Source organism: Adhaeribacter terrigena (assembly GCF_016623615.1).
In the GTDB taxonomy this organism is placed as follows: domain Bacteria; phylum Bacteroidota; class Bacteroidia; order Cytophagales; family Hymenobacteraceae; genus Adhaeribacter_A; species Adhaeribacter_A terrigena.
Window position 1 is genome coordinate 389,646 of the sequence record NZ_JAEHFX010000003.1, and the last position, 26,152, is coordinate 415,797.

At 43.7% G+C, this 26,152-nt stretch carries 19 protein-coding genes; 8 read left to right on the forward strand and 11 right to left on the reverse strand.

Features of this window, described 5'->3' with window-relative positions; all coding sequences use genetic code 11:
- Window positions 1-183 precede the first annotated feature (183 nt).
- Complete coding sequence (gene leuS / locus I5M27_RS08375) at window positions 184-2,952, reverse strand: leucine--tRNA ligase (protein ID WP_200505745.1); 2,769 nt, start codon at window positions 2,950-2,952, stop codon at window positions 184-186.
- 356 nt (window positions 2,953-3,308) lie between these two features.
- Here leuS and I5M27_RS08380 point away from each other — a divergent pair, with 356 nt between their 5' ends.
- The 3 genes from I5M27_RS08380 to I5M27_RS08390 all read left to right on the forward strand — a co-directional run bounded on the left by I5M27_RS08380 (window position 3,309) and on the right by I5M27_RS08390 (window position 6,223).
- Window positions 3,309-3,686, forward strand: coding sequence for a GxxExxY protein (locus I5M27_RS08380; RefSeq protein WP_200505746.1), 378 nt, complete (start codon window positions 3,309-3,311; stop codon window positions 3,684-3,686).
- 138 nt (window positions 3,687-3,824) lie between these two features.
- The gene (locus tag I5M27_RS08385; RefSeq protein ID WP_200505747.1) at window positions 3,825-5,444 is read left to right on the forward strand and encodes a type I restriction-modification system subunit M; all 1,620 of its coding nucleotides are present in this window, start codon (window positions 3,825-3,827) and stop codon (window positions 5,442-5,444) included.
- A 23-nt stretch (window positions 5,445-5,467) separates the two neighbouring features.
- Window positions 5,468-6,223: a hypothetical protein gene (locus I5M27_RS08390; protein WP_200505748.1), complete on the forward strand. Its 756-nt coding sequence runs from the start codon at window positions 5,468-5,470 to the stop codon at window positions 6,221-6,223.
- A 148-nt stretch (window positions 6,224-6,371) separates the two neighbouring features.
- On the opposite strand, the gene I5M27_RS08395 is transcribed toward I5M27_RS08390, so the two are convergent.
- The gene (locus I5M27_RS08395) at window positions 6,372-8,000 is read right to left on the reverse strand and encodes a reverse transcriptase domain-containing protein (RefSeq protein ID WP_200505749.1); all 1,629 of its coding nucleotides are present in this window, start codon (window positions 7,998-8,000) and stop codon (window positions 6,372-6,374) included.
- A gap of 239 nt (window positions 8,001-8,239) precedes the next feature.
- Between I5M27_RS08395 and I5M27_RS08400 the strand changes: the two genes are divergently transcribed.
- The 3 genes from I5M27_RS08400 (at window position 8,240) to I5M27_RS18565 (ending at window position 13,155) form a co-directional block, all read left to right on the forward strand.
- On the forward strand, window positions 8,240-8,455 hold the full coding sequence (locus tag I5M27_RS08400) for a hypothetical protein (RefSeq protein WP_200505750.1): 216 nt from the start codon (window positions 8,240-8,242) through the stop codon (window positions 8,453-8,455).
- Between the two features lie 166 nt (window positions 8,456-8,621).
- The gene (locus I5M27_RS08405; RefSeq protein WP_200505751.1) at window positions 8,622-9,809 is read left to right on the forward strand and encodes a restriction endonuclease subunit S; all 1,188 of its coding nucleotides are present in this window, start codon (window positions 8,622-8,624) and stop codon (window positions 9,807-9,809) included.
- Entirely contained in the window at window positions 9,790-13,155 is a 3,366-nt protein-coding gene (locus I5M27_RS18565; RefSeq protein WP_234462447.1) for a type I restriction endonuclease subunit R, read from the forward strand. Before I5M27_RS08405 ends, I5M27_RS18565 begins: the two co-directional genes overlap by 20 nt.
- 241 nt (window positions 13,156-13,396) lie before the next feature.
- Here the strand turns inward: I5M27_RS18565 and I5M27_RS08420 are convergent, their stop codons facing one another.
- From I5M27_RS08420 to I5M27_RS08460, 9 genes are all read right to left on the reverse strand, one after another.
- Window positions 13,397-14,095 carry a DNA-binding domain-containing protein gene (locus tag I5M27_RS08420; protein WP_200505752.1) on the reverse strand — a complete coding sequence of 233 codons (699 nt, stop codon included), beginning with the start codon at window positions 14,093-14,095 and terminating at the stop codon, window positions 13,397-13,399.
- A gap of 421 nt (window positions 14,096-14,516) precedes the next feature.
- On the reverse strand, window positions 14,517-14,921 hold the full coding sequence (locus tag I5M27_RS08425) for a pYEATS domain-containing protein (RefSeq protein ID WP_200505753.1): 405 nt from the start codon (window positions 14,919-14,921) through the stop codon (window positions 14,517-14,519).
- 12 nt (window positions 14,922-14,933) lie between these two features.
- Window positions 14,934-15,503 (reverse strand): hypothetical protein, encoded by a 570-nt coding sequence (locus tag I5M27_RS08430; RefSeq protein ID WP_200505754.1) that lies wholly within the window; start codon window positions 15,501-15,503, stop codon window positions 14,934-14,936.
- Between the two features lie 59 nt (window positions 15,504-15,562).
- Window positions 15,563-16,048: a hypothetical protein gene (locus I5M27_RS08435; protein ID WP_200505755.1), complete on the reverse strand. Its 486-nt coding sequence runs from the start codon at window positions 16,046-16,048 to the stop codon at window positions 15,563-15,565.
- Window positions 16,049-16,060: 12 nt separating this feature from the next.
- On the reverse strand, window positions 16,061-16,789 hold the full coding sequence (locus tag I5M27_RS08440) for a hypothetical protein (RefSeq protein WP_200505756.1): 729 nt from the start codon (window positions 16,787-16,789) through the stop codon (window positions 16,061-16,063).
- Between the two features lie 321 nt (window positions 16,790-17,110).
- Window positions 17,111-18,631: a hypothetical protein gene (locus I5M27_RS08445; RefSeq protein WP_200505757.1), complete on the reverse strand. Its 1,521-nt coding sequence runs from the start codon at window positions 18,629-18,631 to the stop codon at window positions 17,111-17,113.
- A 45-nt stretch (window positions 18,632-18,676) separates the two neighbouring features.
- Window positions 18,677-19,390 (reverse strand): peptidoglycan-binding domain-containing protein, encoded by a 714-nt coding sequence (locus I5M27_RS08450; RefSeq protein ID WP_200505758.1) that lies wholly within the window; start codon window positions 19,388-19,390, stop codon window positions 18,677-18,679.
- 84 nt (window positions 19,391-19,474) lie between these two features.
- Entirely contained in the window at window positions 19,475-20,296 is an 822-nt protein-coding gene (locus I5M27_RS08455) for a LuxR C-terminal-related transcriptional regulator (protein ID WP_200505759.1), read from the reverse strand.
- Between the two features lie 592 nt (window positions 20,297-20,888).
- Window positions 20,889-23,120: a M3 family metallopeptidase gene (locus I5M27_RS08460; RefSeq protein WP_200505760.1), complete on the reverse strand. Its 2,232-nt coding sequence runs from the start codon at window positions 23,118-23,120 to the stop codon at window positions 20,889-20,891.
- Window positions 23,121-23,409: 289 nt separating this feature from the next.
- Here I5M27_RS08460 and I5M27_RS08465 point away from each other — a divergent pair, with 289 nt between their 5' ends.
- Together I5M27_RS08465 and I5M27_RS08470 are read left to right on the forward strand one after the other, a co-directional pair.
- Window positions 23,410-24,903 carry a GDSL-type esterase/lipase family protein gene (locus I5M27_RS08465; protein ID WP_200505761.1) on the forward strand — a complete coding sequence of 498 codons (1,494 nt, stop codon included), beginning with the start codon at window positions 23,410-23,412 and terminating at the stop codon, window positions 24,901-24,903.
- Window positions 24,881-26,143, forward strand: a complete 1,263-nt coding sequence (locus I5M27_RS08470; protein WP_200505762.1) for a GDSL-type esterase/lipase family protein — start codon at window positions 24,881-24,883, stop codon at window positions 26,141-26,143. The genes I5M27_RS08465 and I5M27_RS08470 overlap by 23 nt, the downstream gene beginning before the upstream one ends.
- Window positions 26,144-26,152 lie beyond the last annotated feature (9 nt).

Here is a 26,152-nt window from a genome sequence, read left to right on the forward strand (position 1 = left end):
TGCAGACATGATTATTGCAAAGTAGATTTCTTAAAACTGTTTTCATAGCTAATGGCACTGCTGTTCGCCAACAATGTCCTTCGCTGGCTAACAGGATGACAATAAAAAAAGGTAGCATAGGGGTTAAACCTTACGCTACCTTTTTTATTTTACATCCAGTGCTGTCTGCTTTAGCTAACGGATTTACACCACCACGTTCACGATCTTATTCGGAACTACGATAATTTTCTTCGGCGTTTTACCTTCCAGGTATTTCTGAATAATATCCGATTCCAGTACTTCTTTTTCGATCTCTTCTTTCGGTTTGTTTACCGGGAAGGTGATCTTGCCGCGCATTTTACCATTCACCGAAACCGGGTATTCGAATTCGTTTTCCGTCAGGAATTTCTCTTCCCAAACCGGGAACGGCGCATAGGCTACGCTTTCGTTGTGGCCCAGCAGTTTCCAGAGTTCTTCCGAAATATGGGGCGCGTATGGCGACAGCGTAATTACCAACGGCTCCAGAATGGCGCGTTTGTTCGTTTTGAAAGCCATCAGTTCGTTCACGCAGATCATGAACGTACTTACCGAGGTGTTGAACGAAAAGCGCTCAATATCTTCCTCGACTTTTTTGATGGTTTTGTGTAGCGTTTTTAGTTCGCCGGAAGTCGGTTCTTCGTTACTCACGTTGAAGTTGCCTGCTTCGTCGTGGAATAAGCGCCAGAAACGTTTCAGGAATTTATGCACGCCATCCATGCCGGCCGTATTCCAGGGCTTGAACTGCTCCAGCGGACCGAGGAACATTTCGTACATCCGCAGCGTGTCGGCGCCGAATTTCTCAACCAGATCATCCGGACTAACAACATTGTATTTCGATTTGGACATCTTTTCAACTTCCCAGCCGCAGATGTATTTTCCATCCTCTAAAACGAATTCGGCATTTGAAAAATCATCTCTCCATTTCTTAAACGCTTCAATATCCAAAACGTCATTCTCTACTATATTTACATCAACATGGAGAGGCGTCGTTTCAAATTGATCTTTAATGCCAAAAGAAACGAACTTGCTACTTTCTTTTACCCGGTATACAAAATTAGACCGGCCCTGGATCATGCCCTGGTTAATCAGTTTCTTGAACGGCTCTTTTTCCGGCACCAAACCCAAGTCAAACAGGAACTGGTTCCAGAAGCGGGAGTAAAGCAGGTGACCGGTTGCGTGTTCTGAACCACCTATATACAAGTCCACATTCTGCCAGTAATCGATGGCACTTTTGGAGGCAAATTCGGTATCGTTTTTCGGATCCATGTAACGGTACCAGTACCAGCTAGAACCCGCCCAGCCCGGCATGGTGCTTAATTCATATTCGTACTGGTTTTCATATTTCCAGTCTTTGGCACGGCCCAGCGGCGGTTCGCCGGTTTCGGTTGGTTTGTATTCGTCAATCTCCGGAAGTACCAGCGGCAATTCTTCGTCTTTCAGCAAATGTGGCACGCCGTCTTTGAAATAAACCGGCACCGGTTCGCCCCAGTACCGCTGACGGCTGAAAACTGCGTCGCGCATCCGGTAATTTACTTTTCCTTTGCCCACACCCAGTTCTTCCGCTTTCTGGATACCCGCCGTGATCGCATCTTTCACGTTCAAGCCGTTCAGGAAACCGGAGTTGATGATGGTACCGTCCTTAGCCGCATACGCTTCTTTGGAAATATCGCCGCCTGAAACTACTTCCAGAATGGGTAAACCAAAATGCTTGGCAAACGCATAATCGCGGGTATCGTGCGCCGGAACGGCCATTACTGCCCCGGTTCCGTAGCCCGCCAATACGTAGTCAGCTACCCAGATCGGCACGCGTTCTCCCGAGATCGGATTAATAGCATAAGAACCTGTAAACGCTCCGGAAATGGTTTTCACATCGGTCATGCGGTCGCGCTCGGAACGGTTTTTGGCCATTTCCACGTAGGCTTCCACCTCAGCTTTGCGGTCTTCGGTAATTAAGGAAGCCACGTGGTCGTGCTCCGGTGCCAGCACCACGAAAGTCGCGCCAAAAACAGTATCGATCCGGGTCGTAAAAACGGTGATGTGGTGCAGGGAGTTTTCGATTGGAAAATGCAGTTCCGCGCCAATAGATTTCCCGATCCAGTTGCGTTGCATTTCCTTCACCGGCTCCGGCCAGTCGATGGTGTCCAGGCCTTGCAGCAACCGTTCGGCATACGCCGTGATGCGCATGCTCCACTGCCGCATTTTTTTGCGTTCTACCGGGAAACCGCCGCGCTCCGATAAACCATCTTTCACTTCGTCGTTCGCCAATACGGTTCCCAAAGCTGGACACCAGTTCACCATCGCTTCGGAAAGGAAAGTCAGGCGGTATTGCAGCAATAGTTCCTGTTTCTGTTTTTCATCAATTCGGGCCCAGGCATCGGCGGTTACGTGCGGGGTATCTTCGTCGCAGGCCGCTTTTACGAAACTGTTGCCTTCTTTTTCGAAGATCGCGATCAGCTTTTCAATGGGTTCAGCTTTGTCGGTTTCGTAATTGTACCACGAGTTGAAAAGCTGCTTGAAGATCCACTGGGTCCACTTGTAATAGTTCGGATCGGAAGTGCGCACTTCACGGTCCCAGTCAAACGAAAACCCGATCTGCTGCAACTGCTCAATGTAGCGCGTAATATTCTGTTCAGTAGTAATAGCGGGATGCTGACCGGTTTGAATGGCGTATTGTTCGGCCGGCAATCCAAAAGAATCGAAGCCCATCGGGTGCAGCACGTTATAGCCTTTATGGCGCTTGTAACGGCTCACGATATCGGAAGCAATGTAGCCCAGCGGGTGACCCACGTGCAAACCGGCGCCTGACGGATACGGGAACATATCCAGGGAATAATATTTCGGTTTGCTGCTTTGGTTTTCGGCGCGGAAAGTTTTGTTTGCCTTCCAGTATTGCTGCCAGGTTTGCTCTATTTCTTTAAAGTTATATTCGGCCATGGGCGTAAATTTCCTCTTAAAAAGGGTAGGGTTTGCGGTTAAAAAGTGGTTAAAAGAACCAACCTGCAAATTAAGCGAATTTTGCGGAAATGCGGCAGGATTGCCGTTTAGAGTTTATATCTGAATTTGGATTCGTCCGACTTAAGAATTAGAGGAATAATGCTTGTGTTGTTATTTGTTAAGATTAAGTATATTCGTTAACAGTTCAGGCAGATCATTTGAATTTTAATCGTCAATCTTTTTGTCGGAATTGGGATTCGTCTGATTAGAGGATTAATCAGATTAAAATTTAATAATCCTAAATCCCTGAATCGGACGAATCCAAATTCCGACAATTAATCAGGCGTAAATAATATATGGAAAAAGCGGAAGATCAATTAACCTACCGCATTATTGGTTGCGCCATGAAAGTGCATGCAACGCTGGGAAACGGTTTTCAGGAAGTAATTTACCAACGTGCCCTGGCCATAGAAATGGAGAAAGCAGGTTTGAAATTTGCCCGGGAATTGGAAATGCCGATCTTTTATGATAACATTGAAATCGGAAGCAGAAGGGTAGATTTCCTGGTCGAAAACAAGGTGTTGGTAGAATTGAAAGGCCTAACTAAACTGGAAGATGTGCATCTGGCGCAAGGCTTAAACTACCTGGTAGCTTATAAATTAGACAAAGGCCTGCTCCTGAATTTCGGCGCCAGAAGTCTGGAAATAAAAAGATTGCGCCACCCGCTGAATTAGAAGAATGTCTGAATTGATTGTCTGAATTCGGATTCGTCAGATTTTAGGATTAAAGGATTTTAAATTTTTAATCTGATTAATCCCTGAATCCAATAAATCCAAATTCAGACAATCAATTCAGACAAAAACAAAAACGCTATGCCTAAACCACAAAAAACTATAACTACTAAACCCAAAGGCGACATCGATTTTGAGAAAGAGCTCTGGGATGTAGCCAACGAACTGCGCGGCGCGGTAGCCGAGAACCAGTACAAAGATTACGTGCTGTCTTTGCTATTTTTAAAGCACCTCTCTGAACGGTATGAGATCCGGCGGCAGGAGATCCAGCTTTCCTTTTTCGAACCAAGCTCCGATTATTACAACATCGATAAAGAGGAGCAGAGTTACGTGCTGGAAGACGAACTGGAATACCAGGTAAAGAACGTTTACAAACTGCCCAGAGAAGCTACCTGGACCTACCTCCGCGAAAACGCCGAACAGGACGACATAAAAGTAAAGGTAGACAAAGCTTTTGTGCTGATCGATGAGATCCTGGCGCAGCGCAACCCCGACTACAAAGGCGTGCTCGAACCCATCTTCGTAAAAAGCCAGCTTTCGCCTACGCAGGTGGCCGGGCTCATAAACCTGTTCAGCGACGACAAGTTCTCCGAAATAAACAACCCCGAATCCGACATTTACGGGCGGGTGTACGAATACTACATCGGCAAATTTGCGATGGCCGAAGGCTCCGGCGCGGGGCAGTTCTTTACGCCCGGCTCGGTGGTGCGCCTGCTCGTGGAAATGATCGAGCCGCTCAAAGGCCGCATCATGGACCTGGCTTGCGGCAGCGGCGGCATGTTCGTGCAAAGCCTTAAATTCGGGCTGGCCCACGGCGGCGACAAAAACGACATCAGCATTTACGGGCAGGAGCGCTACGAAGGCACCCTGCGCCTCTGCAAAATGAACCTGCTGCTCCGCAACCTTTCCTTCGATGTAAAGCTCGGCGACTCGCTGCTCCAGGACCGCTTCCCGCACCTGAAAGCCGATTACGCCCTCATGAACCCGCCGTTCAACATCAGCAATTGGCACCCCGAGCTGCTGCCCGACAACGACCCGCGTTTGTTCGGCCCCAAAGACAGCTTTACCACCGCCGGCAACGCCAACTACATGTGGTTCCAGACGCTGTGGCATCACCTCTCCGAACGCGGCACGGCCGGCGTGGTAATGGCCAACGGCGCCATGACCACGGGCAGCGCCGGCGAAAAGAACGTGCGCGAATACATGATCCAAAACGGCATGGTAGACTGCATTGTGCAGATGCCCGACAAGCTGTTCCTGACCACCGGCATACCCGCCTGCCTTTTTATTTTAAGCCGCAACCGCAACGGCCGCGACGGCGAACACCGCAAACGCCTGAACGAGATCCTGTTTATAGATGCCCGCAAACTGGGCCACATGGTTAACCGCCGCCTGCGGGTTTTTGCCGACACCGACGTAGCCCGCATTGCCAACACCTACCACCAGTGGCGCAACCTGAACGGTACCTACGCCGATGCCGAAGGCTTCTGCAAAGCCTCCACCCTGGCCGAAGTTGCCGCCAGCAATTACGTGCTCTCGCCAGGCCGCTACGTGGGCACCGAAGCTGAAGAAACCGATGGAGTGCCCTTTGAAGAAAAAATGAAAACCCTGACTACCGAACTGGCAAACCAGTTTGCCGAAAGCGCCCTGCTGGAAAAGAAGATCCGAGAGAATCTGGCTGAGATTGGCTTTGAATTGTAGATGTATTACTGTTAACGAAATAAATGGATTTACATAATATAAGTGAGAAAACAGGACTTGATATTTCTATTATAAAGTTAATTTATCAGGATTGCCTTATTGCAGCTATTAAAAGACAAAACCCCAATGCTATAGATTATAAATTAAATTTAGAAGAAGGAACCTATATTACAAAATATACAAAAGGCACTGGTAATTTGCTTAAAATAAAGCATTTAGAAATCCGTGAAGGATTAGGCTTTAGAATTTCTTTTATAAATACAGTCAATACTTATTTAAAAACTGGAAATATTTTAGTTTCATCAATCGAGGAGCTTGAAATTTTTAATAAGAGTATCTTTAATTTAAACGACATTAATTTTATTAAACACAAAAAGCTGATAGATGACTTAAAGGAATTCTTTGCACAAAATACAATGCATAATGAACTGAATAAATTATTAAGAGATGTAGATACAATTTTTAGTGATAAACCGGCTTCCACGCATGAGGAAACAGTAGAATCCATTAGTGCTATTGATGAACTTTTAAATCTAGTTATTTTACATAACAGTTTAATTAAGCTGGATAAAGAATTAGAGGACGAAGATTTTTCTGATTTAGAAGAAGATTATAATGATGATTATTTAGTTGAGGAGGAGGAAGAGGAAGAGGATTATGATGAAGTAACCTATGATAAGGAATATGATTATGATGAAAGTCCTTATTGCTCTTCATGTCAGATGAGTCCCTGCATGTGTTCAGATAGAGAAAGGACAAGTACTGTTTTTGATTTTTAATCAGGTAACATTAAAATGAAAGTCCTGACTACAAAACTGGCCGGCCAGTTTGAAGAAAGCACGCTGCTGGAAAAGAAGATCAAGGAGAATCTACTGGGGATTGGGTTTGGATTTAAAATGTAGAAAAAAGTAAGGAGTAAACCATTTATTACCTCCTTACTTTAGCTAATTTCTTTTTTCTTGCCTTAACTCTTATTCTTTGATTTGTTTTAGTTTTTAATTCTTTTAATAAAATATCAAAGTGTCTGGAAATTTGGCCTTTAATTTCAGGTGAATCCATTCCTTCCTTAATATCCCCTTTATTATTCGTATAATGCTTCTTTGAAGAGTTAATGGCATAGGTTAAAAAATTCCGTTTTCCTAAATGGCTATACCTTTCAAATAATTGTTTTTTGAAAATCTTATCCCCATGAGCGTTATCACTGTAAGACATATAGACAGTTTTCAGAATCCGCTTATGCATTTTTACAAAATACCTAGATAAACTCGTGCTTCGGATAAAGGTTTTATGACCATTAAATTCGAAACCTAGATACTGTAAATTTTTAAAATAATCTGCTTCTTTAATTGTTTCGTCAAATCCAATAACTCTACCTAATTTATCTTGATCAAATCCCCTCAGTTTACCTAAACTATCCTTAGCAAACCTAATTGTTTCAGTTTTTTTTGTTTGGATTTTTAGGTGATGTTTTCCTATTAAATCGGAAAGTAGTTTTTGGTAATATTTAACTTTATGATCAGGAACTACAATAATTAAATCATCACAATATCTCCTGTAAAAGAAGTTTTCATTTTGGCTTAACTCATAAATTTCCTGATCAAAATCTATTAAAAATATATTAGAAAGTAAAGCACTTATAGGCGAGCCTTGAGGTATTCCATAATATCTTTTAAAACCATAATCTAATTCTTCATGTGAATTGTTTTGTACAATTAGATTTTTACTTCGAATTTGTTCAAACTTATCTTTAAAATTTAATCCTGGAATTAAGTCTGTAAGAGTAGGGTTCTTTTTGGTGCTTTTTCTATACTGTTCAAGGTTAACATTGAAATGCTTTAAAACAGTATTGTTATTTACATAGCTATATCTTGTAAGGGATCTATAAATATTATATTGATCTAAAGGAAGTTCATTATTTTTAACACCTAAAATTTTGCACCATTTTTCTTTTAATAGTAAGTGATCTATACTATCAAAGTAACCTTTAACGTCAAGGGCAACAGCTGTGCAAGGCCCAACATTTTTTATATAATCAAAAACCTCTTTTGCAAATTGTATATTACACTTTTCATTTAAATCATTTCTGTAAGCATAAACGCAATCTCCAAAACCTTTACTCTTAATATAATTTTGGTATTTTTCAGTTAAGCAAAAAGAATAGAATCCATAAATAAACCTATCCATATGTGAAGCAAATGAAATAGGACGAACCTTTGTTTCTAGCCCGTAATTTTTTTTCCTTTCTTTGGCTGACAAATATGGCCCACCAGCTATTTCATCTTGGTATTTATAGCGTGGCGTTTTTAATAAAATCTTTACTAGGGGTTTAAAAGGATGAGAGGCAACTTTTGCTTGAGAACTAACTATTGATTTGATTTCATCTTTTGATTTAAGGAAATTGACAGGATGATCAAAATGCCGGTATTTCTTTATCTCAAACTTTTTCTCCGTTTTATTTTCCCACTTTGTCCAAAGCTCTTCAGTAAACATCATTAGGTAATTTCTAAAGTTAATGGGAGCTTGGGCTGACGGACATTCTTCAGAATCTGAATCCATGCACATTTAGACCTAAAGAAAATGCGTTTGCACTCTCCCCAGTCCGCTGAGGACTTTCACCTCTACGAGCCCTATCTCCACCCTTGGTAGAACATCTCTGTCCTACACTTCCGATTCCCAATCTTTCACTTTTCCTCTTCAACTTTTGTCTAAGAAAATTTATCTAGACAAAAGCACATTTCTTCGGCGTTGAGGTCTGATGATTCAAACCTCTGGGGAATTTTAACAACGATAAGATCATGAAAGCAGTAAACTTAGTCCTCAACATCACATCCCTGGTAATCAGCCTTGCCGCTGGAGATATATATTCAAGTATCTCCGCCATGCTTGGAACGATTAGCGCGGGTTTGGAATTAAGTAGTAAGTTCCGTACCTTTAACCTTACACCCTTGGATCAACACCAAGGCAACCACAATACGGCTAAATATATGCCGAGTTTAATATCCAAAGGTTAATTTTTATAATTTCTTCGAATAATACATTCTATCTTAGAAGAATATAATCTAACCTGTATATTTTATGCCAATTTTACTGACAGTTTAACATGGTCTTTATTTTAGAATCAAGTAATTTTTGTCATATGTTAATTTGGCAGGTATTAATTGATAATATCTTAATCTAATGGCTACTTGGCAAACATATAAATTAGGAGAACTAATTGACGTTCAGAATGGCTTTGCGTTTAAATCAGGCGATTTACAAAACACTGGTACTCCTGTAATTAAGATCAAAAATATCCAGCCACCAAATATTTCTTTAAAAGAAGCTGATTATTATCCTCATGAATTAATTTTAAAAATGGAACAGTTCATAGTTGAGAAGAAGGATATTCTGATTTCTATGACTGGTTCTCACGTAAGCCAAATTGCGTCAGCGGTTGGTAAAGTTGGAAGATATGGTTTTGATAAACCAGCCTTACTAAATCAACGTGTTGGAAAGCTGTATTCAAAGGATCTAAACCAACTTGACAATGACTTTTTATACTACCTGATTTCAAGACCTGAAATTCAATTTGAACTTGCAACAAATGCAGGAGGAAGTGCAAACCAAGCTAATATTTCTCCCCAAAACATAAAAGATTTAGAAGTCGAAGTACCTGACCTTCCTGCACAGAAGAAAATAGCCGAAATCTTATCTGCGCTGGATGATAAAATAGAACTCAACCGCCGCATGAACCAAACGTTGGAGCAAATGGCGCAAACGCTTTTCATGCAATATTTCGTGGATGGAATTGATGCGGATAATTTACCTGAAGGTTGGAGGGTTGGTAGTATTGGAGATTTGTTCACCCTACAAAGAGGTTTTGACTTGCCTTCTACCATAAGGGCAGGAGGTAATGTTCCAATATTTTCAGCAAGTGGCCTAAATGGGTTTCACAATGAAGTAATGGTTAAAGGTCCAGGAATTACAACTGGCCGAAGCGGAATTATTGGCAATGTGTATTATGTAGATGAAGATTTTTGGCCTTTAAATACTTCATTATTCATAAAGGAATTTAAAGCGTCAACGCCACTCCACAGTTTTTATGTGCTAAAGCATACCGATTTAAAAGGCTTGAATACTGGTTCAGCTGTTCCAACATTAAACAGAAATGATGTTCACAGTTTAGAAGCAATAATTCCTGATAGAAAAACGGTATTAGATTTTGAAGAAAAAGTCAAATTGCTTTTCAATAAAATCAGACAAAACGAAAAAGAAAACCAATCTTTAATAAACCTCCGCGACACCCTTCTCCCCAAGCTCATGTCCGGAGAAATAGACGTGATGCAAACCCAAACGGCCGGGCAATATGAAGAAGTACTTAGCTGAACAGGATATTGAAGAAGCCGCCATCGACTGGCTGCTAGAGCAACCGCTTTACCAGTATCAGCACGGTTCGGAGCTAAAGCGTCCGTTCAGCAAAACCATCCTTGAAGACCGCTTCGAAGCCTACCTGGGCCGCCGCTATCCGCACGTACCCGAAAAGATCCGCGCCGAGGTCATGCAGGAATTCCTTTTCAACCGGGGCGCCGACCTGCACCATCGAAACCACGATTTTCACCTCAAGCTCAGCAAAGGCCTCAGCAAAACCTGGAAAGACGCCGCCGGCAAAGACCACTTCGAGCACTTTTACGCCCTCAACTTCGATGCTCCCGCCCAAAACGAATTCCTGGTCGTAAACCAGTTCAACATCCACGGCAAAAGCAACCGCCGCCCCGACCTGCTCATTTTCGTAAACGGCCTGCCGCTGGTGCTCTTCGAATTCAAAAACCTCTTCGATACCGAAGCCACCGTAGATGCCGCCTACAACCAGGTGCAGCACTACCTCCAGGATATTCCGCAGGTTTTTGAAACCAACGCCCTCACCATCATCTCCGACGGACTTACCACGCTGCACGGCATGTTCAGCAGCAGCCGCGAGTGGTTCGCCGCCTGGAAAAGCACCGACGGCCGCACCGTAACCGACGGCTTCGCCCTCGAAACCCTCATTAAAGGCCTGCTGGTACCGGAACGCCTGCTGTTTTACATCCGCCATTTCATTTTCCACGAACTCGATAACGGTCAGCTTTTAAAGAAAGGCGCCAAGTACCACCAGTTCTTCGGCGTACAGCATGCCCTGGCGCAAACCCTCAAATCGGTGCGCCCTTTCGGCGACGGCCGCATCGGCGTGATCTGGCATACCACCCGTTCCGGCAAAAGCATAACCATGGCCATTTACGCCGGCATCCTGCGCCAGCTGCCGGCCCTTAAAAACCCCACCATCGTGGTACAGGTAGACCGGTTCGACCTGAACCGCCAGCTTTTCGAGGATTTTGTAGCCGCCAAAGACTTGGTCGGCGACGTAGCCATTGCCAACACCACCGATGAACTGCGGCAACTGCTCAGCGGCGAAGGCGGCGGCGTGGTGTTCAGCACCGTCCAGAAATTTAACCTGAAAGAAACCGCCGCCGGCAAAGAAGCTGCGCACCCCATCCTCAGCACCCGCGACAACGTGATCGTGATTGCCGACGAGTGCCACCGCACCCAGTACGGCCTGGTGCAGGGCTTTGCCAGCAACCTACGCACCGCCTTGCCAAACGCCTCCTTCATCGGCTTCACCGGCACCCCCGTAGATACCAAAGACGCCGATACCATAGCCGTTTTCGGCGATATCATCCACACTTACGACATCCGCCAGGCCACCGCCGACCACGCCGTGGTGCCGATCTACTACGAGCCCCGCCTGGCCAAACTGCACCTGGCCAACGAGCAGCTGGAAGAGCAAGCCGAAGAAATAACCGAAGGCCTGGAAGAAAGCGACAAAAACAAAATAATGTGGGCCGCCATAGAAGATGCCGCCGGCTCCAAAGAACGGGTAGAAGCCATTGCCCGCGACATCCTGAAGCACTACCAGAGCCGCACCGCCAGCCTGGAAGGAAAGGCTATGATCGTGTGCATGAGCCGCCGCAACTGCGTAAAGCTCTACGACGCCCTCACCGCCCTGGAAGGCTGCCCCGAAGTTTCGGTGATCATGACCGGCAACATCGCCAAAGACCCCGTGGAATGGAACCCGCACATCCGCACCAAAGAAGCCATGGAAGCCGTTAAAACCCGCTTCAAAAACCCAACCGATGATCTGAAGATTGTGATCGTGCGCGACATGTGGCTTACCGGTTTTGATAACCCCAGCCTGCACACGCTCTACGTAGATAAAGTAATGAGCGGCCACAACCTGATCCAGGCCGTAAACCGCGTCGCCACCGTTTTCAAAGACAAACCCAGCGGCCTCATCGTAGATTACATCGGTATCGGCGACAAGCTCCGCGACGCCACCAAAAAATACACAGGTGCCGGCGGTAAAGGTGATGTTGCTATAAATGTAGAAGAAGCTTTTGATCTGGCGCTGGAAGTAATTTCGGATCTGCAGCAGCAATTACCGGTTAGTTTTTATGCCGAAAAGGATAGCGTTTCTGGAACTGCGGATACGCATATTGCAGACTCCCCCTTTGAAGGGGGCAGGGGGATGTTAACAGGCGCTACGGAAAATCGCAATAACGTGCAAACACCCCTGTGGTCCCCTCAAGGGGACAGTCTGGTCAACGACGAAAAGCAGGAAACTGGCGCTGCGGCAAAGTCCCCCTTTGGAGGGGGTAGGGGGAGGACATCACGCATTCCTAAAAATCCGGATAATGGAAAAATCCTCCCCCCAACCCCCTCCGAAGGGGGACAGACCGGGAATGCTTCACAGGAAAATGAGCAAGGCACTTTTTCGGGCCAAAACCCTACCGTTTTCAAATACCAGAACTGGCCTTATTTGAGTAAAGGCGATAAATTAAAATTGGTTTGGGATACCGCCAACTTTTTCGTTTCCGACGATACCGTTTGCAAAACCTTTATGCTGAACGAAAAGAAGCTAAGCAGTCTGGTGCCGGTGATCAAAAACCACGAAAGGGTAAAGGAAATCGCGCTGGAAATTATCTTCTTCCAGCATGTTGGCGCAGCCGTCCGCAAAGTAAAATTCCCGACCACCAACATCCGCAAAAAGGAAGGCCAGATCAAAGAGCTTATTCACCGCAGCATCGAAAGCGAAGATGTGGTAGACGTTTTTGAAATGGCCGGCATCGAACGCTTCGACATCTCCATCATCAACGACGATTTCCTGGCTACCGCCAAAGAAAAGAAATCGGGCAACGAACTGAAGCTGGAACTCATCCGCCAGATCCTGAACGACGAAATAAAAGTCCGGGTAAGCCGCAACCTGGTAAAATACCGCAAGCTGAAAGAAGAAGTAGAAAAGATCATCCAGGATTATCATAACCACTTTTTCGACAGCCTAATAGCCCTTCAAAAACTTCGCGATGTGGCTAGGGAAATGCAGGAAGAAGACCAGCGCCGCCAGCAACTCGGCTTAACCGAAGAGGAGGAAGCCTTCTACGAGATCCTGGCCAAGCATCAAACTGCCCAGCAGGATTTTGAACTGATAAAGCAATTGGTAAAAGAGCTGACTGCTTTGATCAAGAAAAACGTCGCCCAACCCGATTGGTACAAAAAGCCAGATACCAAAGCTCAAATAATGCTGTCGGTAAAAAGTATGCTGCGCCGCAAAGGCGTAGGAGCGGAGCTGCAGGAGATCCTGAATGAAATTATGGAACAGGCGGAGGAGCGGTATAAGGAGTGGAATTATGAGGTGGCGTAGCTTGTAGCTCAGGCAGAATAGGTCTGAATTGGGATTCGTCCGATTATGGGATTTCCGGATTTCACAATTTTTAATCTGATTAATCCTTTAATCGGACAAATCCCAATTCAGACAAGTTAATGCGTACCCAGGTTTACCTAAACCGGCTATCGGGCTTTTTTAAACAAAGCATAGCCTATATCGGGATCAAACATGCACTGTATTTGATCCCGATATAGGCTATGTATGGACTCAAAAAAAATCAGACAACGGTTAGCGTAGCAGGAAGAGAAGCTTCTTTCAGTTCAGCGGTATCTTTGTAGCGTGTACGCACCAGAAGCTGATAACTCCCGGATCCCAGCCCTGAAGGCACTATAAAGAGCAATTCTTTAGGTTTGTTGGTCATGACGCGCTGTACTTGCGTAGTTGCCCCGGTAGATTTGCGCAGAAAAATGCCCGTTGCCGTATCGGCCGGATCGAATTTAAGACGGTCGCCGGTTAAGCGGGCAGTGCCGCCGGGGGTAAGTTTATCGTTTACAGTATCAGAAGTAAAATCTTCGAGGCGCTCAAGAAATGGCAGCGCCTTGCTGGCCTGCACGCGCTCAACCCTGATAACGGGCTCAATTTTACGAAGCCGCGTTCCGGGGCTGATTCGTATCTTAACCTGGTGCCGCGCCGGGTCAAAGCCATCGGTGGCCGAAGTAAAAACGCCGGTCATACCCAGGCCAAGTTGAAACAGGTCGGATTTAATGCGGTTGCCACTTTCCAGTTCCTGTAAGATCGCCTGGCTCAGTTCTTCCCAGAAAGCCAACGCTTCGGCTACGGTTACCGTAGAGCCAGGCCGGGCAATATTCTGAATAATTTCTTCGATGGTAACGCTGCGGTTATGCTCGATCTGCCCCCGGAAATCGTTCGGATCGGGCGTAAGTTTGTTGTCGATCAATGAATAATAAACTGGCATGATTCAGAAGTTTTAGTTTGAAAATTATTCGTTTATTCGACGTTATACTAAGTTCTGAATTTTTGGTTGAGTTTAGTGAAGGGAAAATTTGTGATTCTTGTTATAATGTGTTTTGTTGTATATAAATAAAAGGAATTAATAATTTTGTTTAGCAGAAGAGGAAGTTACCATTTATGAAATTCTTATTACTTCTGAATTTTAAAGAGATCCAGGCAGTGGTAAAAGAACGAACCGCCGTAATCCGCAAAAACGTAGCCCGACATGATTGGCATAAGAAATCAGATGTAAAGGCGCAGGTCATGCTCCCTGTGTGAAGGACCTTAATGCGATAGGGTGTAGGAGCGGAGCTACAGGATATTTTGAATGAGATTATGGAGCAGGCGGAGGAACGGTATCAGAAGATAGCGGCGTGATTTAGTAATTATTTGGTATCAACAGGAAATTTAACTTCACCATGAAGTTCTATACTATGGCCGTATTTTAAAAAAAGTGTAGCCTTAATAGGGTAAAAACCATACGACCAAACCTTAATTTCAAATTTATTGTCTGCGTTTTGAGCAACTCTTATTGGCTCATGATAACTCTTATGTAAATGATATATAACTTTCTTAATATCACCTAAATTAATAATATTTTGAATATTAGATGTTGAACCAGAGATTTGAGAAAAAACAGAAGAGTCAATGTCAATAAAAATTCTAATATAATAGTTCAAGTATTTTCCACCTGGAAACGTTTTGGGTTTTACAGTAAAATCACGTTCAACACGTATGATAAAAGCATTTTGCTTTTTAGAAAACTCTTCATACTTTTTGATGAATTGCATAATATAGTAAAGTTATTGTGGAGGTATAACAATTCCATCGTCCGTTTCTTGAGAAGGAGATTGATTAGAAAATGGATTTTCATTTTCGGGCTTTACAAATTCTTTCAAGACTTGATCAACTTGCTTCTGTTGATTTTTTACGACATCTTCAGCTTTTTGATTGATTATTTCTATTTTGTCTACTGCATCTTTTTCCTTTTTCTCTGCTTCTTCAGCTTTTAGTGCGCCTGCCCGTTGACCAAAGTAGTATCCAATGACAGTAGTTAAAGCGGTTCCTAATAAAACTAAAGCATTTTTTAACAAGTCAAACCACCCTTTTCTCATTTCTATATCCACTAATGAGGGATCGGGCTTTTTTGCTCCATATTGAAATGCATCGTAATTTATATAAAAGAGTAAAGCAACTGAAATAATAAACGCGAATAAAAGGACATATGCTATCCGCTTAGTCGTATTATTATGGTCAATTGGGATATTGTTAGACCCATCTGAATCGGTTTCCATTTGCTCTCCTTTCATTTCAGATGGTGTATTTTTAGTATCATCTCTCTTAGGTGTGAATACTTTTGAAAGCCAACTCATTTAAGGTACATTGTTAAAGTAAATTGTTAGAAAAAATTTAGATATAGCAAATGTTTTCCTTAAACTTGAGCTCCTATATCTAAGCTATCGATTTGAATTAACACCTCATCCTCAATACTATTCCTCCTAATGGAAACCCAAAGGGTACAATTGTAATCTGAAATAGTTGAAGTTAAGTCTAATTGAAAATCTATAAGCTTATGGTCATTGTAATCTGTCCCATATCCAATTTCAAACTGAGTCTTTTGTCCGGCTACATCAAAAGTGATTTTTACAGAGCAGTCCTTATTTTTTACAATAAAACTTCTGAGGTGGTTTATAAAATGAATCTTAGGATTCAAGTCGTTTATTTTAATAGGTATATTTATTGTGAACATCCATTCTTGATGAAGCCTTGAATTATTTTTACGCATACTAAACTCCATCGAATCGAAAATAATCGATATGTATTGCCCAGCTCCAGTACCTGAAAAACCAGAAACAAGTAAACCTGTTGAATGGTCAATTATGTGAGGATCTCCCCAAATTGATGATAGTTTTGCCATAATAATTAGGTTTTATTCGAATGTAATTTTTATTGTTTTTGCTATGGTGCCTCCAATATTATTTTGTGTTTCAGCCTTAACAAAAAACTCACCTGTATCATTGCTATAACGCCTTAAAGTTGCATTGGCCATCTGATTTTTAGATAATGAAAAAGGAGTAATGTCTGCCTGCACTTTAGATGAATCGGTTGTGATGATAGAAAAATTTACTTTTGAAGAATTGGTTACTTTTCCTGATTGCCGAAATAAGCTGACTTTTATAATAGTGGAATCCTTCGAAGTGCCTGATGCAAACTTTACTTTCCTGGCAGTAAGAATCATATCTTCGGGATATGCCCATTTCACAGGAATTTTAATTGAACAGCTATTATTGCCTATAAAGGCGGTAATAAAAGCATTCTCGGTAAAGTTGGTTTCGGATTTCAGAATTACCTTTACAACCCGGTTTTTAGCATTAATTGCTAACTCTTTAACCGGCGTATCTCCAAAATTATAAGTAGAATCTAAATACCCGAAATTAGTTCCGAACTTCACTTTTTTGGGCTGGCCCACATTCTCGTTTATGTGGACGGTTATAGCCATTTGTGAACTGCTGTCTGCTAAAATACTTTCTGAATCGGTACTAAAGGAAAACATGTCGCAACCATCAACTGGAGCAACGGGGTTTTCTAATTCGCATCCCATAAATGAAAGGGCTGGAAACAAAAAAACAACTCGGTATTTTAATAATTTGCTATACATGGATAAATAATCTTTTTTTCGGACTTTGTTTGCTCAACGCGTCAATTAATTCAACATTTACTACAACTGTTAATCCTTTGATAGGACAATTTAAGCCTAAGTTGAATGAGAAGTCGAACCTTTGATTAGTAACAGAACAATTATGAGTTTCGCAATAAACTTTACTTTGATCGTGAAATACACAAGATGAACTCTTTATTTTGAAACAAATGGTAAAGGGTCCTATTGCTTCGACAATTGCTATTACATTTATAATGAAGGAAGAAGAACCTATTAAGGTGATTTCCTGAGGATTAATTAAAATACTCATAGTTCTTTTGTTTAAGGGTTAATTGCTCTAATTCTGTTAAGTAAGTTAAAATCGAAACTTACGCTCACGAAAGGCAAGACCACTTGTTTTTTTCTTATTGGATCTGCCTCAGAATTTGTAAATTTTTGCGTTACCCAAACTCCTCCAATATTAACGCCAAGATATTTATTAATATCAATTCCAACGGCTGAAACTAGTTTTAAAGTAAGAGATGATGTATCTAAGAGATCCTGACCTTTATAATCGATTTGCCCAGTAGTAGAATAACCTAGAATTCCAGAAAGCCTTTTTTTAAAATTATGCTTGTAAGGCTGCCGAACAGATTTGTCTAGCGGACTAAAATAGAACCTTAAAGCTGCATATTGAAATAGCTTCGGATCTGCACTTTCGAGATTATATAAGGGACTTAATGGGGTAAAAGCAAGACTATAATCTGTGTGAATACTTAACTGATCGACATTAGTCTTTATATCATAGGCATAATGATACATTTGATAATCAGCTAAGAGAACTACTTTTCTTGAAAAGAGCTCTTTTGCTTTAATATTAATCTCTGTTTCATTTTTTGTTAAATCTTCTTTCTTTTTGTTAATCTTTGACGATAGCTCTAAAGCAAAATTGATTTTATTTGCATATCCTTTAAGAGGCTCTTCTAAACCTTCTGTTCGGATAATTTCAGGTACATTAGTATTTCGATTTTCTATAAAATTCAAAATCCTAATTTTATCCTTACAAATTAAATCTTCTTTTCCACCACAATTATTTAAGTATTCTTTTAAAGGAACATTACCATTTAAATCTTCTTTCTGTTTAAATAAATCTTTATCATCATCTTCTAAAATGAGTATTTTTGAGGCCCTAATTCTAACCAGAGGCATCAGTTCTACAGGAATATTAACGGTTGACTTTAAAGCATTTTTTAACTCAAGAGATTTAAAATTTACTACATCTGAATTATCTTGATGTTTTCTTTTTAATTCATCATTTATTTTTTCTTCTACTTCCTCGTTCGACAATTCCCCATTAATAGTTAGTTGGTTAACTGAAAAGCCTATTACTGAATTTATATCTTTAAGGGAATTCGTTTTAATATCTAAAAAATATAAATTAACGTTATAATCCGTATCAAATTCCAAAACCCGATCTACCCTTATTGAAAAATCTTCAGCAGATTTTGGCGTCCTTTTCCAAAAATATTCATAATCGTAGGGTTCTCCTTTAATTTTAGTTATATAAATAGTATCTTTTTTAACCTCTCTGGTATAACTTTTAGTAGTTTTTTCACCTCTTTGATACCAAGGGTCCTTAATAATTTTCTTTATTATTTCAACTTCCTTTTTAATTTTTAAAACTACTAGGTCCGCCGTATCACCATTAGCCATAATTGGAGAACCTTTAATTACAAAAGATTTATTATAAGGCAAGTATTTTGCTTTTAAGTTACCGTTTTGGTAACTAATCTCGACTGGTTCATCCTGCGCAAATGCGAAAATTGAAGGACATAAAAGCGTCAAAAACAGAAATATCTTCATTTGAATTCGATAGAATAGCGTGAGGAAATCAAGAAGTTAAATTTTTTAATAAGGTAACTTTATTCCAAGAGCGGCTGCAGTCTGCGGCCCAACTTCCCCATCTGCTACCAAACCGGCAAATCTTTGAAATCGAAGAACTGATGCTATCGTTTCTTTACCGTAAATACCATCTAAACTGCCCGGATCAAATCCTTCTCTTGAAAGAGCAAGCTGTATCTTGTAAACAGCTTCTCCTCGCATAAGCGGATTTGAAAGTTTGAATATTAAGGTTGGAGGGGTAACAATTACAGTTGCTCCTCGGGTAGTGTAATCGATTCCTGGAATTAGAATTCCGGTATCCCATCTCCGTCCTGTCAGGGTATCAAATCTAACACCATCCCGAGCTGATTTAGCTTCAACTGTTCCGCCTGTACCATCGGATAAAACAATATGACCGATAGTTTGTGGATTACTGATTGGGTAACGCAACACAATTGCACCAACCGTTTTTGCTGCAAGTGCCACGTCTATTTTTATCCCTAACCTATTCACATCATTTCTCCAATATCCTGTATATGCTTCGGCCGTTGCTGGGTTACCATTATTATTTGCGCATCCATAGAGAATTCCAGAAGTTTGATAAACACACCATGAGATATATTCCGCGCAATCCCAAGGGCCATTCCAATTAGGGTTGTTTTTAGGAACTAGTGCTCCAAGTCTATAATTTTGTCCAACACGAGTGGTCGCAATTCTTATTAGGTCATGTCCTGTTGCCATATCTATTAATGGTTATATGCTTAAAAGATTAAAGTAAAAGAGACTTTTTTCCATACCTCATACAATACTGAAATTTCATTAAAATCAAATCAACCCATTCCCAATCGCGAACTGCACAAACTCCCCGGTATTTCGCGTATTCGTTTTCCGGATAATGTTTTGGCGATGCGTATTCACTGTACTAAATCCTATACATAATTTATCCGCAATGAGCTTGCTGCTGTAGCCTTCCGCGATCAGCTTTACAATTTCCAGTTCGCGTTTGCTTAGAACATCCTGCGGGTTAATACCATCAGTTTCCGGCGTAAAAAAAATGCAGGAATTATCTCCGGTAGAAATTAAAGAGGCAGTAAGCGTTTCGTTCTTTTTCAGGTGAGTAATATCGGAGCAGACGCCCATTACGTGGGTAATATTGCCGTTGCTGTCCTGCTGCAGAATGGAGCTTTGTTCCAGTACCCGGATATAACTGCCATCCACTTTGGCCATTCGGTAATCGTGGTTGAATTGGTATTGCTTTCTTTTACTGGCTGGTTGCGCTAAAAGGAAATCCCAAATCTTTTTGATCAGGCCCCAGGTTTTGGGAAGATCATCGGGGTGGGTTATTTCGTTTACAAACGCTATGCCCTTAGTAGTGAAAAGGCATGCATCGTACCCTAAAGCTGCTTTTACATTGCTGCTCATGAATAAGTATTGCATGCGCCGCACATCGATGATCCAGGTAACGCAGGGGCCAAGATTCAATACGTTTACCAGGGCCGGGTTTTCCTTTGCAAAATCCAGGTAATCGGTTGCTACGTCGCCGTAATCCTGCATTTCCCAAAGGGCGCACATTTCCAGGTATAGCTTTTCATAAGCTTTTCGGGAATCAGGTTTTATCGTTTGAAAGGGCGGTGCAGCGTAGTTCATTTCTTTATAAAAAATAGAAAGCATGAAAGTAAGCCCAATACCTATTCTAATTAACTGAAAAATACAGTTATCAAACGGCTATCAGGAAAGCGCTTTGAACTCTTAATTTAATAAAGGAATGATTTGCGTAGGCTGTTAGGATGCGGCAGATGTGTAAATATAACAGCTATTACTTTGCAAGAAGCCTTATGTTGTAATAATATGGTGAGTGGTGTATTTTTATCGTGTGAACTTAAATATTTCTGGAGGTAATATTTACACCTTTAAAAACCATTTTTTTAACCCGAAGCAATTTTTTGTACAGTAGGTACATTGAATAAGTTAAAGTGAAAATTAAGTGCGTACTTTTAAAACAACTCGTGGGCTAATAGTATTACCGTTGCATCTGGCTTTTCTTCCGGGAGCCGACGAGTTCCTTCAGAGCTACGCTCGCAATCTTCGTGCTCCCGCGCTCAATTGTGTTCAGGATGACAGGTGTATTTATAATGCTAAATGTATTTAAGAAGGTAGTTGTATTTAAGAAGGAGTTTTCCATAAAAAAAGCCCCGCAATTGCAGGGCCTTTTTTTATTCATGTATGTCCGGAAATAAACTTACTTCTTCTTCGGTTTTGCCGGAGCAGTTTTTTTAGCCGGAGCAGTTGGTTTGCTGAAGCCGCGTTTCTGCATCAGGGCTTCGGTTTTCGGGTCGCGGCCGCGGAAGGCGCGGTAGGCTTCGGCAGGGTCGAGGGTGTTGCCAACCGAGAAAATATGCTGCTTTAAATTATGGCCTACCGTTTTGTCGTAAGGGCCGCTGCCTTCGGTGAATGCGCCATAGGCATCGGCGGTTAGTACATCCGACCACAGGTAGCTGTAATAACCGGCCGAGTAACCGTCGCCGGAGAACACGTGGGCGAATTGCGGGGTGCGGTGGCGCATCACAATCTCGTTCGGCATGCCCAAAGCGGTTAAGGTTTCACGTTCGAATTTATCGGGATCGATTTTCTGGTCGCCGGCCAAATGCAGTTTCATGTCTATTAAAGCACTGGCTAAATATTCGGTGGTTTCGAAGCCTTCGTTAAACGTGCCGGCTTTTTCGATGCGGTCTACCAGGCTCTTCGGAATGGGTTTGCCGGTCTGGTAATGCAGCGCAAAGCGGTTCAGCACTTCCGGGGTAGAAAGCCAATGCTCCAGTAACTGCGACGGGAACTCCACGTAATCGCGTACCACTGAGGTTCCGGCCAATGACGGATAGGTTACGTTGGAAGACAGCCCGTGCAGCGCGTGGCCGAATTCGTGGAAAAGGGTAGAAGCATCGTCCCAGGAGATCAGCACCGGTTCGCCGGGTTTGCCTTTCACGAAGTTAGAGTTATTCGATACGATGGTGGTGATCTCGCCGTTCATGCGTTGCTGGTCGCGGTAAGAATTCATCCAGGCGCCGGAGCGTTTGCCTTCCCGGGCGTAGGCATCGAAGTACCACAGCCCGATGTGCTGGCCGCTGGTTTTATCTTTCACTTCCCATACGCGCACATCTTCGTGGAAAACGGGCACGTTGGTTACCGGCGTAAAGCTGAAATTGAAAAGCTCGCCGGCTACCCAGAACATGCCTTCGCGCAGGTTTTCGAGTTGTAAATACTGCTTCACTTCGTTCTGGTCGAGGTCGTATTTGGCTTTACGCACTTTCTCGGCGTAATAGCGGTAATCCCATGGCTCGATCTTGATGTTCTGGCCTTCTTTTTTTGCCATGGCCTGCATATCGGCTACTTCTTCTTTTACGCGGGCGGTAGCCGGTTTCCAAACCGATTCCATGAGTTGCACGGCATTTTCCGGGGTTTTCGCCATGGTGTTTTCCAGGCGCCAGTGGGCGTGCGTTTGGTAGCCTAATAATTTGGCGCGTTCGGCCCGCAGTTGCAGAATATCGGTAATGAGGGTGTTGTTGTCGTGCGCGCCGCCGTTATCGCCGCGGTTCACGAACATGCGCCAGGCTTTTTCGCGAAGACCGCGGTTATCGGAATACGTCAGGAAAGGATCTACCGAAGAACGAGTGTTGGAAATAACCCATTTGCCCGGCATTTTCTTCGCGGTAGCGGCGTTGGCGGCAGCATCTTTCAGCGATTGCGGCAAACCGGCCAGGTCGCTTTCTTTCTCGATCACCACAATTTCGTTCATTTCGTCGGCCAGCAGGTTTTGCCCGAAATTGGTGTAAAGCCCGGCCAGTTTCTGGTTGATTTCCGAAAGGCGTTTTTTCTGATCGGCGTTTAATTTAGCGCCCGCGCGCACGAAATTGGTATAGGTTTTCCAGGTCAGGCGTTGCTGTTCGGGCGTGAGTTTTACTTTTTCCGGCGAATTGTATACCGTTTCGATACGCTTGAACAGGGCTTCGTTTTGGGTGATCTGGTCGGAGAAAGCCGAAAGTTTCGGGGCCATTTCGCGTTCCACTTCTTGGAACTGGGCGTTGTTTTTATTCGAGCTCCAGATGCCGTAAATAGTCAGCACGCGGTCTAAAGTCTGGCCGGTTTTTTCCAGGGCGGCTATTGTGTTTTCGAAAGTAGCCGGTTCGGTTTGCGCGGCAATTTTAGCGATCTCAGCCAGGTTTTCGTTCATGGCCGTTTCCATGGCTGGCTTGAAATCGGCGATCTGCACTTTGTCGAATGGAGGAATGCCGCCGTAAGGTCCGGTCCAGGCCTGAAGCAACGGATTAGGCGCGGCTGCCGGGGGCGTTACCGGAGTGGCAGTTGCAGCTGCTGCGGGTTGGTTTTTATTGGAATTCACGCAGTTGGTTAACGATAAAAGGGTTAAAGCCGAAGCCAGCGGAAGGACTCCGAAGTAAGAAAAAGAGTTACGCATAGCGGTTTCTTTGAGTTTTTAAGTGGAAAAGGATAGCGTTTTAATTGCCTAATTTAGAGCTTATTTCCAAAGGAAACAATCAGGGTTGTAACGCGAAGTCTGTTATTTATCTTGCATTAGCAACCGTAAATTGTTGAGATCCAATTCTGCTGTCAAGTAAGAATAATGAGTATATGTCAGTTTTCCAGTGGAAAAGCATAGCGTTTCTGCCGGAAATATTTGCATTCCGGGCAGTGCTTCCGCAGGCATTTGTCGTATATTTGCAGCCCGAAATTCCCCTGTTGCGTTTATGATCAAGCCGTACCGGTCTTTGCTTTTGTTGGTTTACGTGGGTGTGCTGCTGGCCGTAGCTTTGTTTTTTCTGCCCGCCAGTATTCCGCTGCCGAACGGTTATTCCTTGCGTTTTTTCACCCTGGAAAGCCTGCTCGATACCAAAGGAAAACAATACGCGGACATTTCGGATATTGAGAAAAAATTTACGCCGGCCGAAGAAAAAGCAACCACCGCGAAAAACGGTAGGGTTTCCGGTCCAAAAACTGCGCAGGCCGATACGCTCGAAAGCCGTTTTAAAATTCAGTTCCCGGCCGGCAACGACACCGCGCTTTTCAGTTTCTTCCGCCATTTGCAAAACCTAAGAAACTCCGAAGAACTGGTGCGGGCACTGCATTACGGCGACTCCCAGATCGAAGGTGACCGGATCACGGCTTTCCTGCGAAACAAGTTTCAAAACCGGTTTGGCGGGTGCGGCGTGGGCTTGGTGCCGTTGCAGGACGCCCTCGGCAACCGCACTTCCATCCAGATCAACAGCGACGATGCCTGGAAAAGAATGCGCGCCTACGGGCCCGATTACCGCAAAAAAGCGCCGCATCATTACGGCATTCTGGGCAGTTACTTTAATTTTTCCTTTAGCTACACCCAAACCATTCCCGGCGATACCGCGGCCACCGACAGCCTGCGCCGCCAACCGAAATATATTACCAAAAAACGTTCGAATATCTGGGTAGAATACGCCAAAGCACCCGGCGCCTACGCCCGCGACAGCCGTTTCGAGAATTTCAAATTGCTATATTCCAATCCGGGGGCGCCGGTTAAACTGAACGTTCAAATCCGGAAAGACAGCATCAAAACCTATGAACTGCCGGTAACCACCGAGCCCTCCGTTTTTGAAATGCCTTTCACGGGAAATTTCAAGAAAATCAGGCTCAGTTTTGAAGGCACCCAAAGTCCGGAATTTTACGGCGCGGCGCTCGACTGCAATTCGGGCGTGGTGATCGATAACATGCCTTTCCGGGGAAGTTCGGGAACGGAATTCGTGCGGATGAACAAAGAAACGCTGCGCGTGCAATTTCAGCAGCTCAACGTGAAATTCATCATTTTGCAATACGGCGTAAACGTAGTGCCGCACGTGATCAAAGATTACGGTTATTACGAAAAACAATTCTATACACAGCTGAAACTATTGCGGGAGCTGGCGCCCGAAGCCAGCATTCTGGTAGTAGGCGTTTCGGACGTTTCCCGGAAAGAAGGCGAAGTTTACACCACGTATCCGAACGTAGAAAAGATCCGCGATGCGCAGCGCAACGCTGCCTTTAAAGCTGGTTGCGCGTTCTGGGACCTGTATACGGCTATGGGCGGTAAAGATTCCATGCCGAGCTGGGTGTTTGCCAAACCGGCCCTGGCCAACAAAGATTTTACCCACTTCACCCCGAAAGGAGCCCAACTGGTAGCCGAAATGCTGTTTAAAAGCCTGATGTACGAATATGAGCAATTCAGCCGCAAGTAAGGTTTTTGGTATTGTACTGGCTGTCCGTTTGCTTATGGCCGGCATGGTTTTCGGTTTGCCGGCCGATTCGGTAAAGCGGAAAACGGTAGGGTTTGAGCCACCGAAACTCGCGCAGCAATATGGTTTTATAAAATACGGTCTGAATAAAATTGAAGTAAAAGATTCGCTGGCTATGCAAACTTTTTACCGCGCCCTGGATTCTTTGAGAGCCGGTACACGGCAAAAAGTGAACGTGGTGCACATCGGCGATTCGCATATTCAGGCCGATATTTTTTCGGGTAGAATGCGTTCGCTTTTACAGGATCCTGAAGCTTTGGGAAATGGTGGCCGGGGTTTTGTATTTCCGTATCCGCTGGCCCGAACCAATAATCCCTGGAATTATAAGGTAACATTTACAGGTGTTTGGGACGGCTGTAAAAATGTGCAATACGCGCAAAATTGCAACTGGGGCCTGGCCGGCATCGTGGCTGAAACCGTGGACAGCAGCGCGACTTTTACGATTCAAAACAATAGCGTTCCGGTTAGCAAGGTACGCGTTTTTTATCCGGTGCAAGACCTGACCCAGTTTGCGGTAATGGTGCAGGCTGCGGGCGTAAATTATCAACCCGTGAGGACCGATACGCTTGGTTTTGCCGAATTCATTTTGCCCGAAGAAGTTACAGAAATACAAGTGTTGCTTCTGAAAAAGTTTACACGCCAGAAGCATTTTACCTTGCAGGGCATCAGCCTGGAAAATGAAAGGCCGGGTCTGGTTTATTCGAGCCTGGGCGTGAACGGGGCAGAGGTTATTTCTTTTTTGCGGAGCAGCAATGCTTTCGAAAAAAACCTGGCGGCCATTAAACCTGACCTGATCATAGTTTCTTTGGGAACGAACGATGCGTACGGCAAGATCTTCAACCCGGAAAAATTCAAGCAAAATTACGGCACCTTGCTGCAGCGCATTCAGAAAGCCGCGCCGCACGCTTCGGTGTTGCTCACCACGCCCGGCGATAATTACCGGCAGCGCAAATACCCGAATTACAACAACGTAAAAGCTGCCGCTAAAATTTACGAACTGGCCGAAGAAACCGGCAGCGCCGTCTGGAATTTTTACCACGTCATGGGTGGTTTGCGCTCGGTAGTAAAATGGCAATTGAACGGCCTGGCCGCCAAAGACAAAGTTCATTTAACCGGCAAAGGCTACCGCCTGCAGGGCGATCTTTTATTTGAGGCGCTGATGGAAGGATATAAAAATGATTAAAATCAAAAG

What these genes read in the sequence shown, in the direction of transcription:
- leuS (WP_200505745.1), bottom strand. Translation starts at nt 2,952, where the DNA reads ATGGCCGAATATAACTTTAAAGAAATAGAGCAAACCTGGCAGCAATAC.
- I5M27_RS08380 (WP_200505746.1), top strand. Translation starts at nt 3,309, where the DNA reads ATGGAAAAAGCGGAAGATCAATTAACCTACCGCATTATTGGTTGCGCC.
- I5M27_RS08385 (WP_200505747.1), top strand. Translation starts at nt 3,825, where the DNA reads ATGCCTAAACCACAAAAAACTATAACTACTAAACCCAAAGGCGACATC.
- I5M27_RS08390 (WP_200505748.1), top strand. Translation starts at nt 5,468, where the DNA reads ATGGATTTACATAATATAAGTGAGAAAACAGGACTTGATATTTCTATT.
- I5M27_RS08395 (WP_200505749.1), bottom strand. Translation starts at nt 8,000, where the DNA reads ATGGATTCAGATTCTGAAGAATGTCCGTCAGCCCAAGCTCCCATTAAC.
- I5M27_RS08400 (WP_200505750.1), top strand. Translation starts at nt 8,240, where the DNA reads ATGAAAGCAGTAAACTTAGTCCTCAACATCACATCCCTGGTAATCAGC.
- I5M27_RS08405 (WP_200505751.1), top strand. Translation starts at nt 8,622, where the DNA reads ATGGCTACTTGGCAAACATATAAATTAGGAGAACTAATTGACGTTCAG.
- I5M27_RS18565 (WP_234462447.1), top strand. Translation starts at nt 9,790, where the DNA reads ATGAAGAAGTACTTAGCTGAACAGGATATTGAAGAAGCCGCCATCGAC.
- I5M27_RS08420 (WP_200505752.1), bottom strand. Translation starts at nt 14,095, where the DNA reads ATGCCAGTTTATTATTCATTGATCGACAACAAACTTACGCCCGATCCG.
- I5M27_RS08425 (WP_200505753.1), bottom strand. Translation starts at nt 14,921, where the DNA reads ATGCAATTCATCAAAAAGTATGAAGAGTTTTCTAAAAAGCAAAATGCT.
- I5M27_RS08430 (WP_200505754.1), bottom strand. Translation starts at nt 15,503, where the DNA reads ATGAGTTGGCTTTCAAAAGTATTCACACCTAAGAGAGATGATACTAAA.
- I5M27_RS08435 (WP_200505755.1), bottom strand. Translation starts at nt 16,048, where the DNA reads ATGGCAAAACTATCATCAATTTGGGGAGATCCTCACATAATTGACCAT.
- I5M27_RS08440 (WP_200505756.1), bottom strand. Translation starts at nt 16,789, where the DNA reads ATGTATAGCAAATTATTAAAATACCGAGTTGTTTTTTTGTTTCCAGCC.
- I5M27_RS08445 (WP_200505757.1), bottom strand. Translation starts at nt 18,631, where the DNA reads ATGAAGATATTTCTGTTTTTGACGCTTTTATGTCCTTCAATTTTCGCA.
- I5M27_RS08450 (WP_200505758.1), bottom strand. Translation starts at nt 19,390, where the DNA reads ATGGCAACAGGACATGACCTAATAAGAATTGCGACCACTCGTGTTGGA.
- I5M27_RS08455 (WP_200505759.1), bottom strand. Translation starts at nt 20,296, where the DNA reads ATGAACTACGCTGCACCGCCCTTTCAAACGATAAAACCTGATTCCCGA.
- I5M27_RS08460 (WP_200505760.1), bottom strand. Translation starts at nt 23,120, where the DNA reads ATGCGTAACTCTTTTTCTTACTTCGGAGTCCTTCCGCTGGCTTCGGCT.
- I5M27_RS08465 (WP_200505761.1), top strand. Translation starts at nt 23,410, where the DNA reads ATGATCAAGCCGTACCGGTCTTTGCTTTTGTTGGTTTACGTGGGTGTG.
- I5M27_RS08470 (WP_200505762.1), top strand. Translation starts at nt 24,881, where the DNA reads ATGAGCAATTCAGCCGCAAGTAAGGTTTTTGGTATTGTACTGGCTGTC.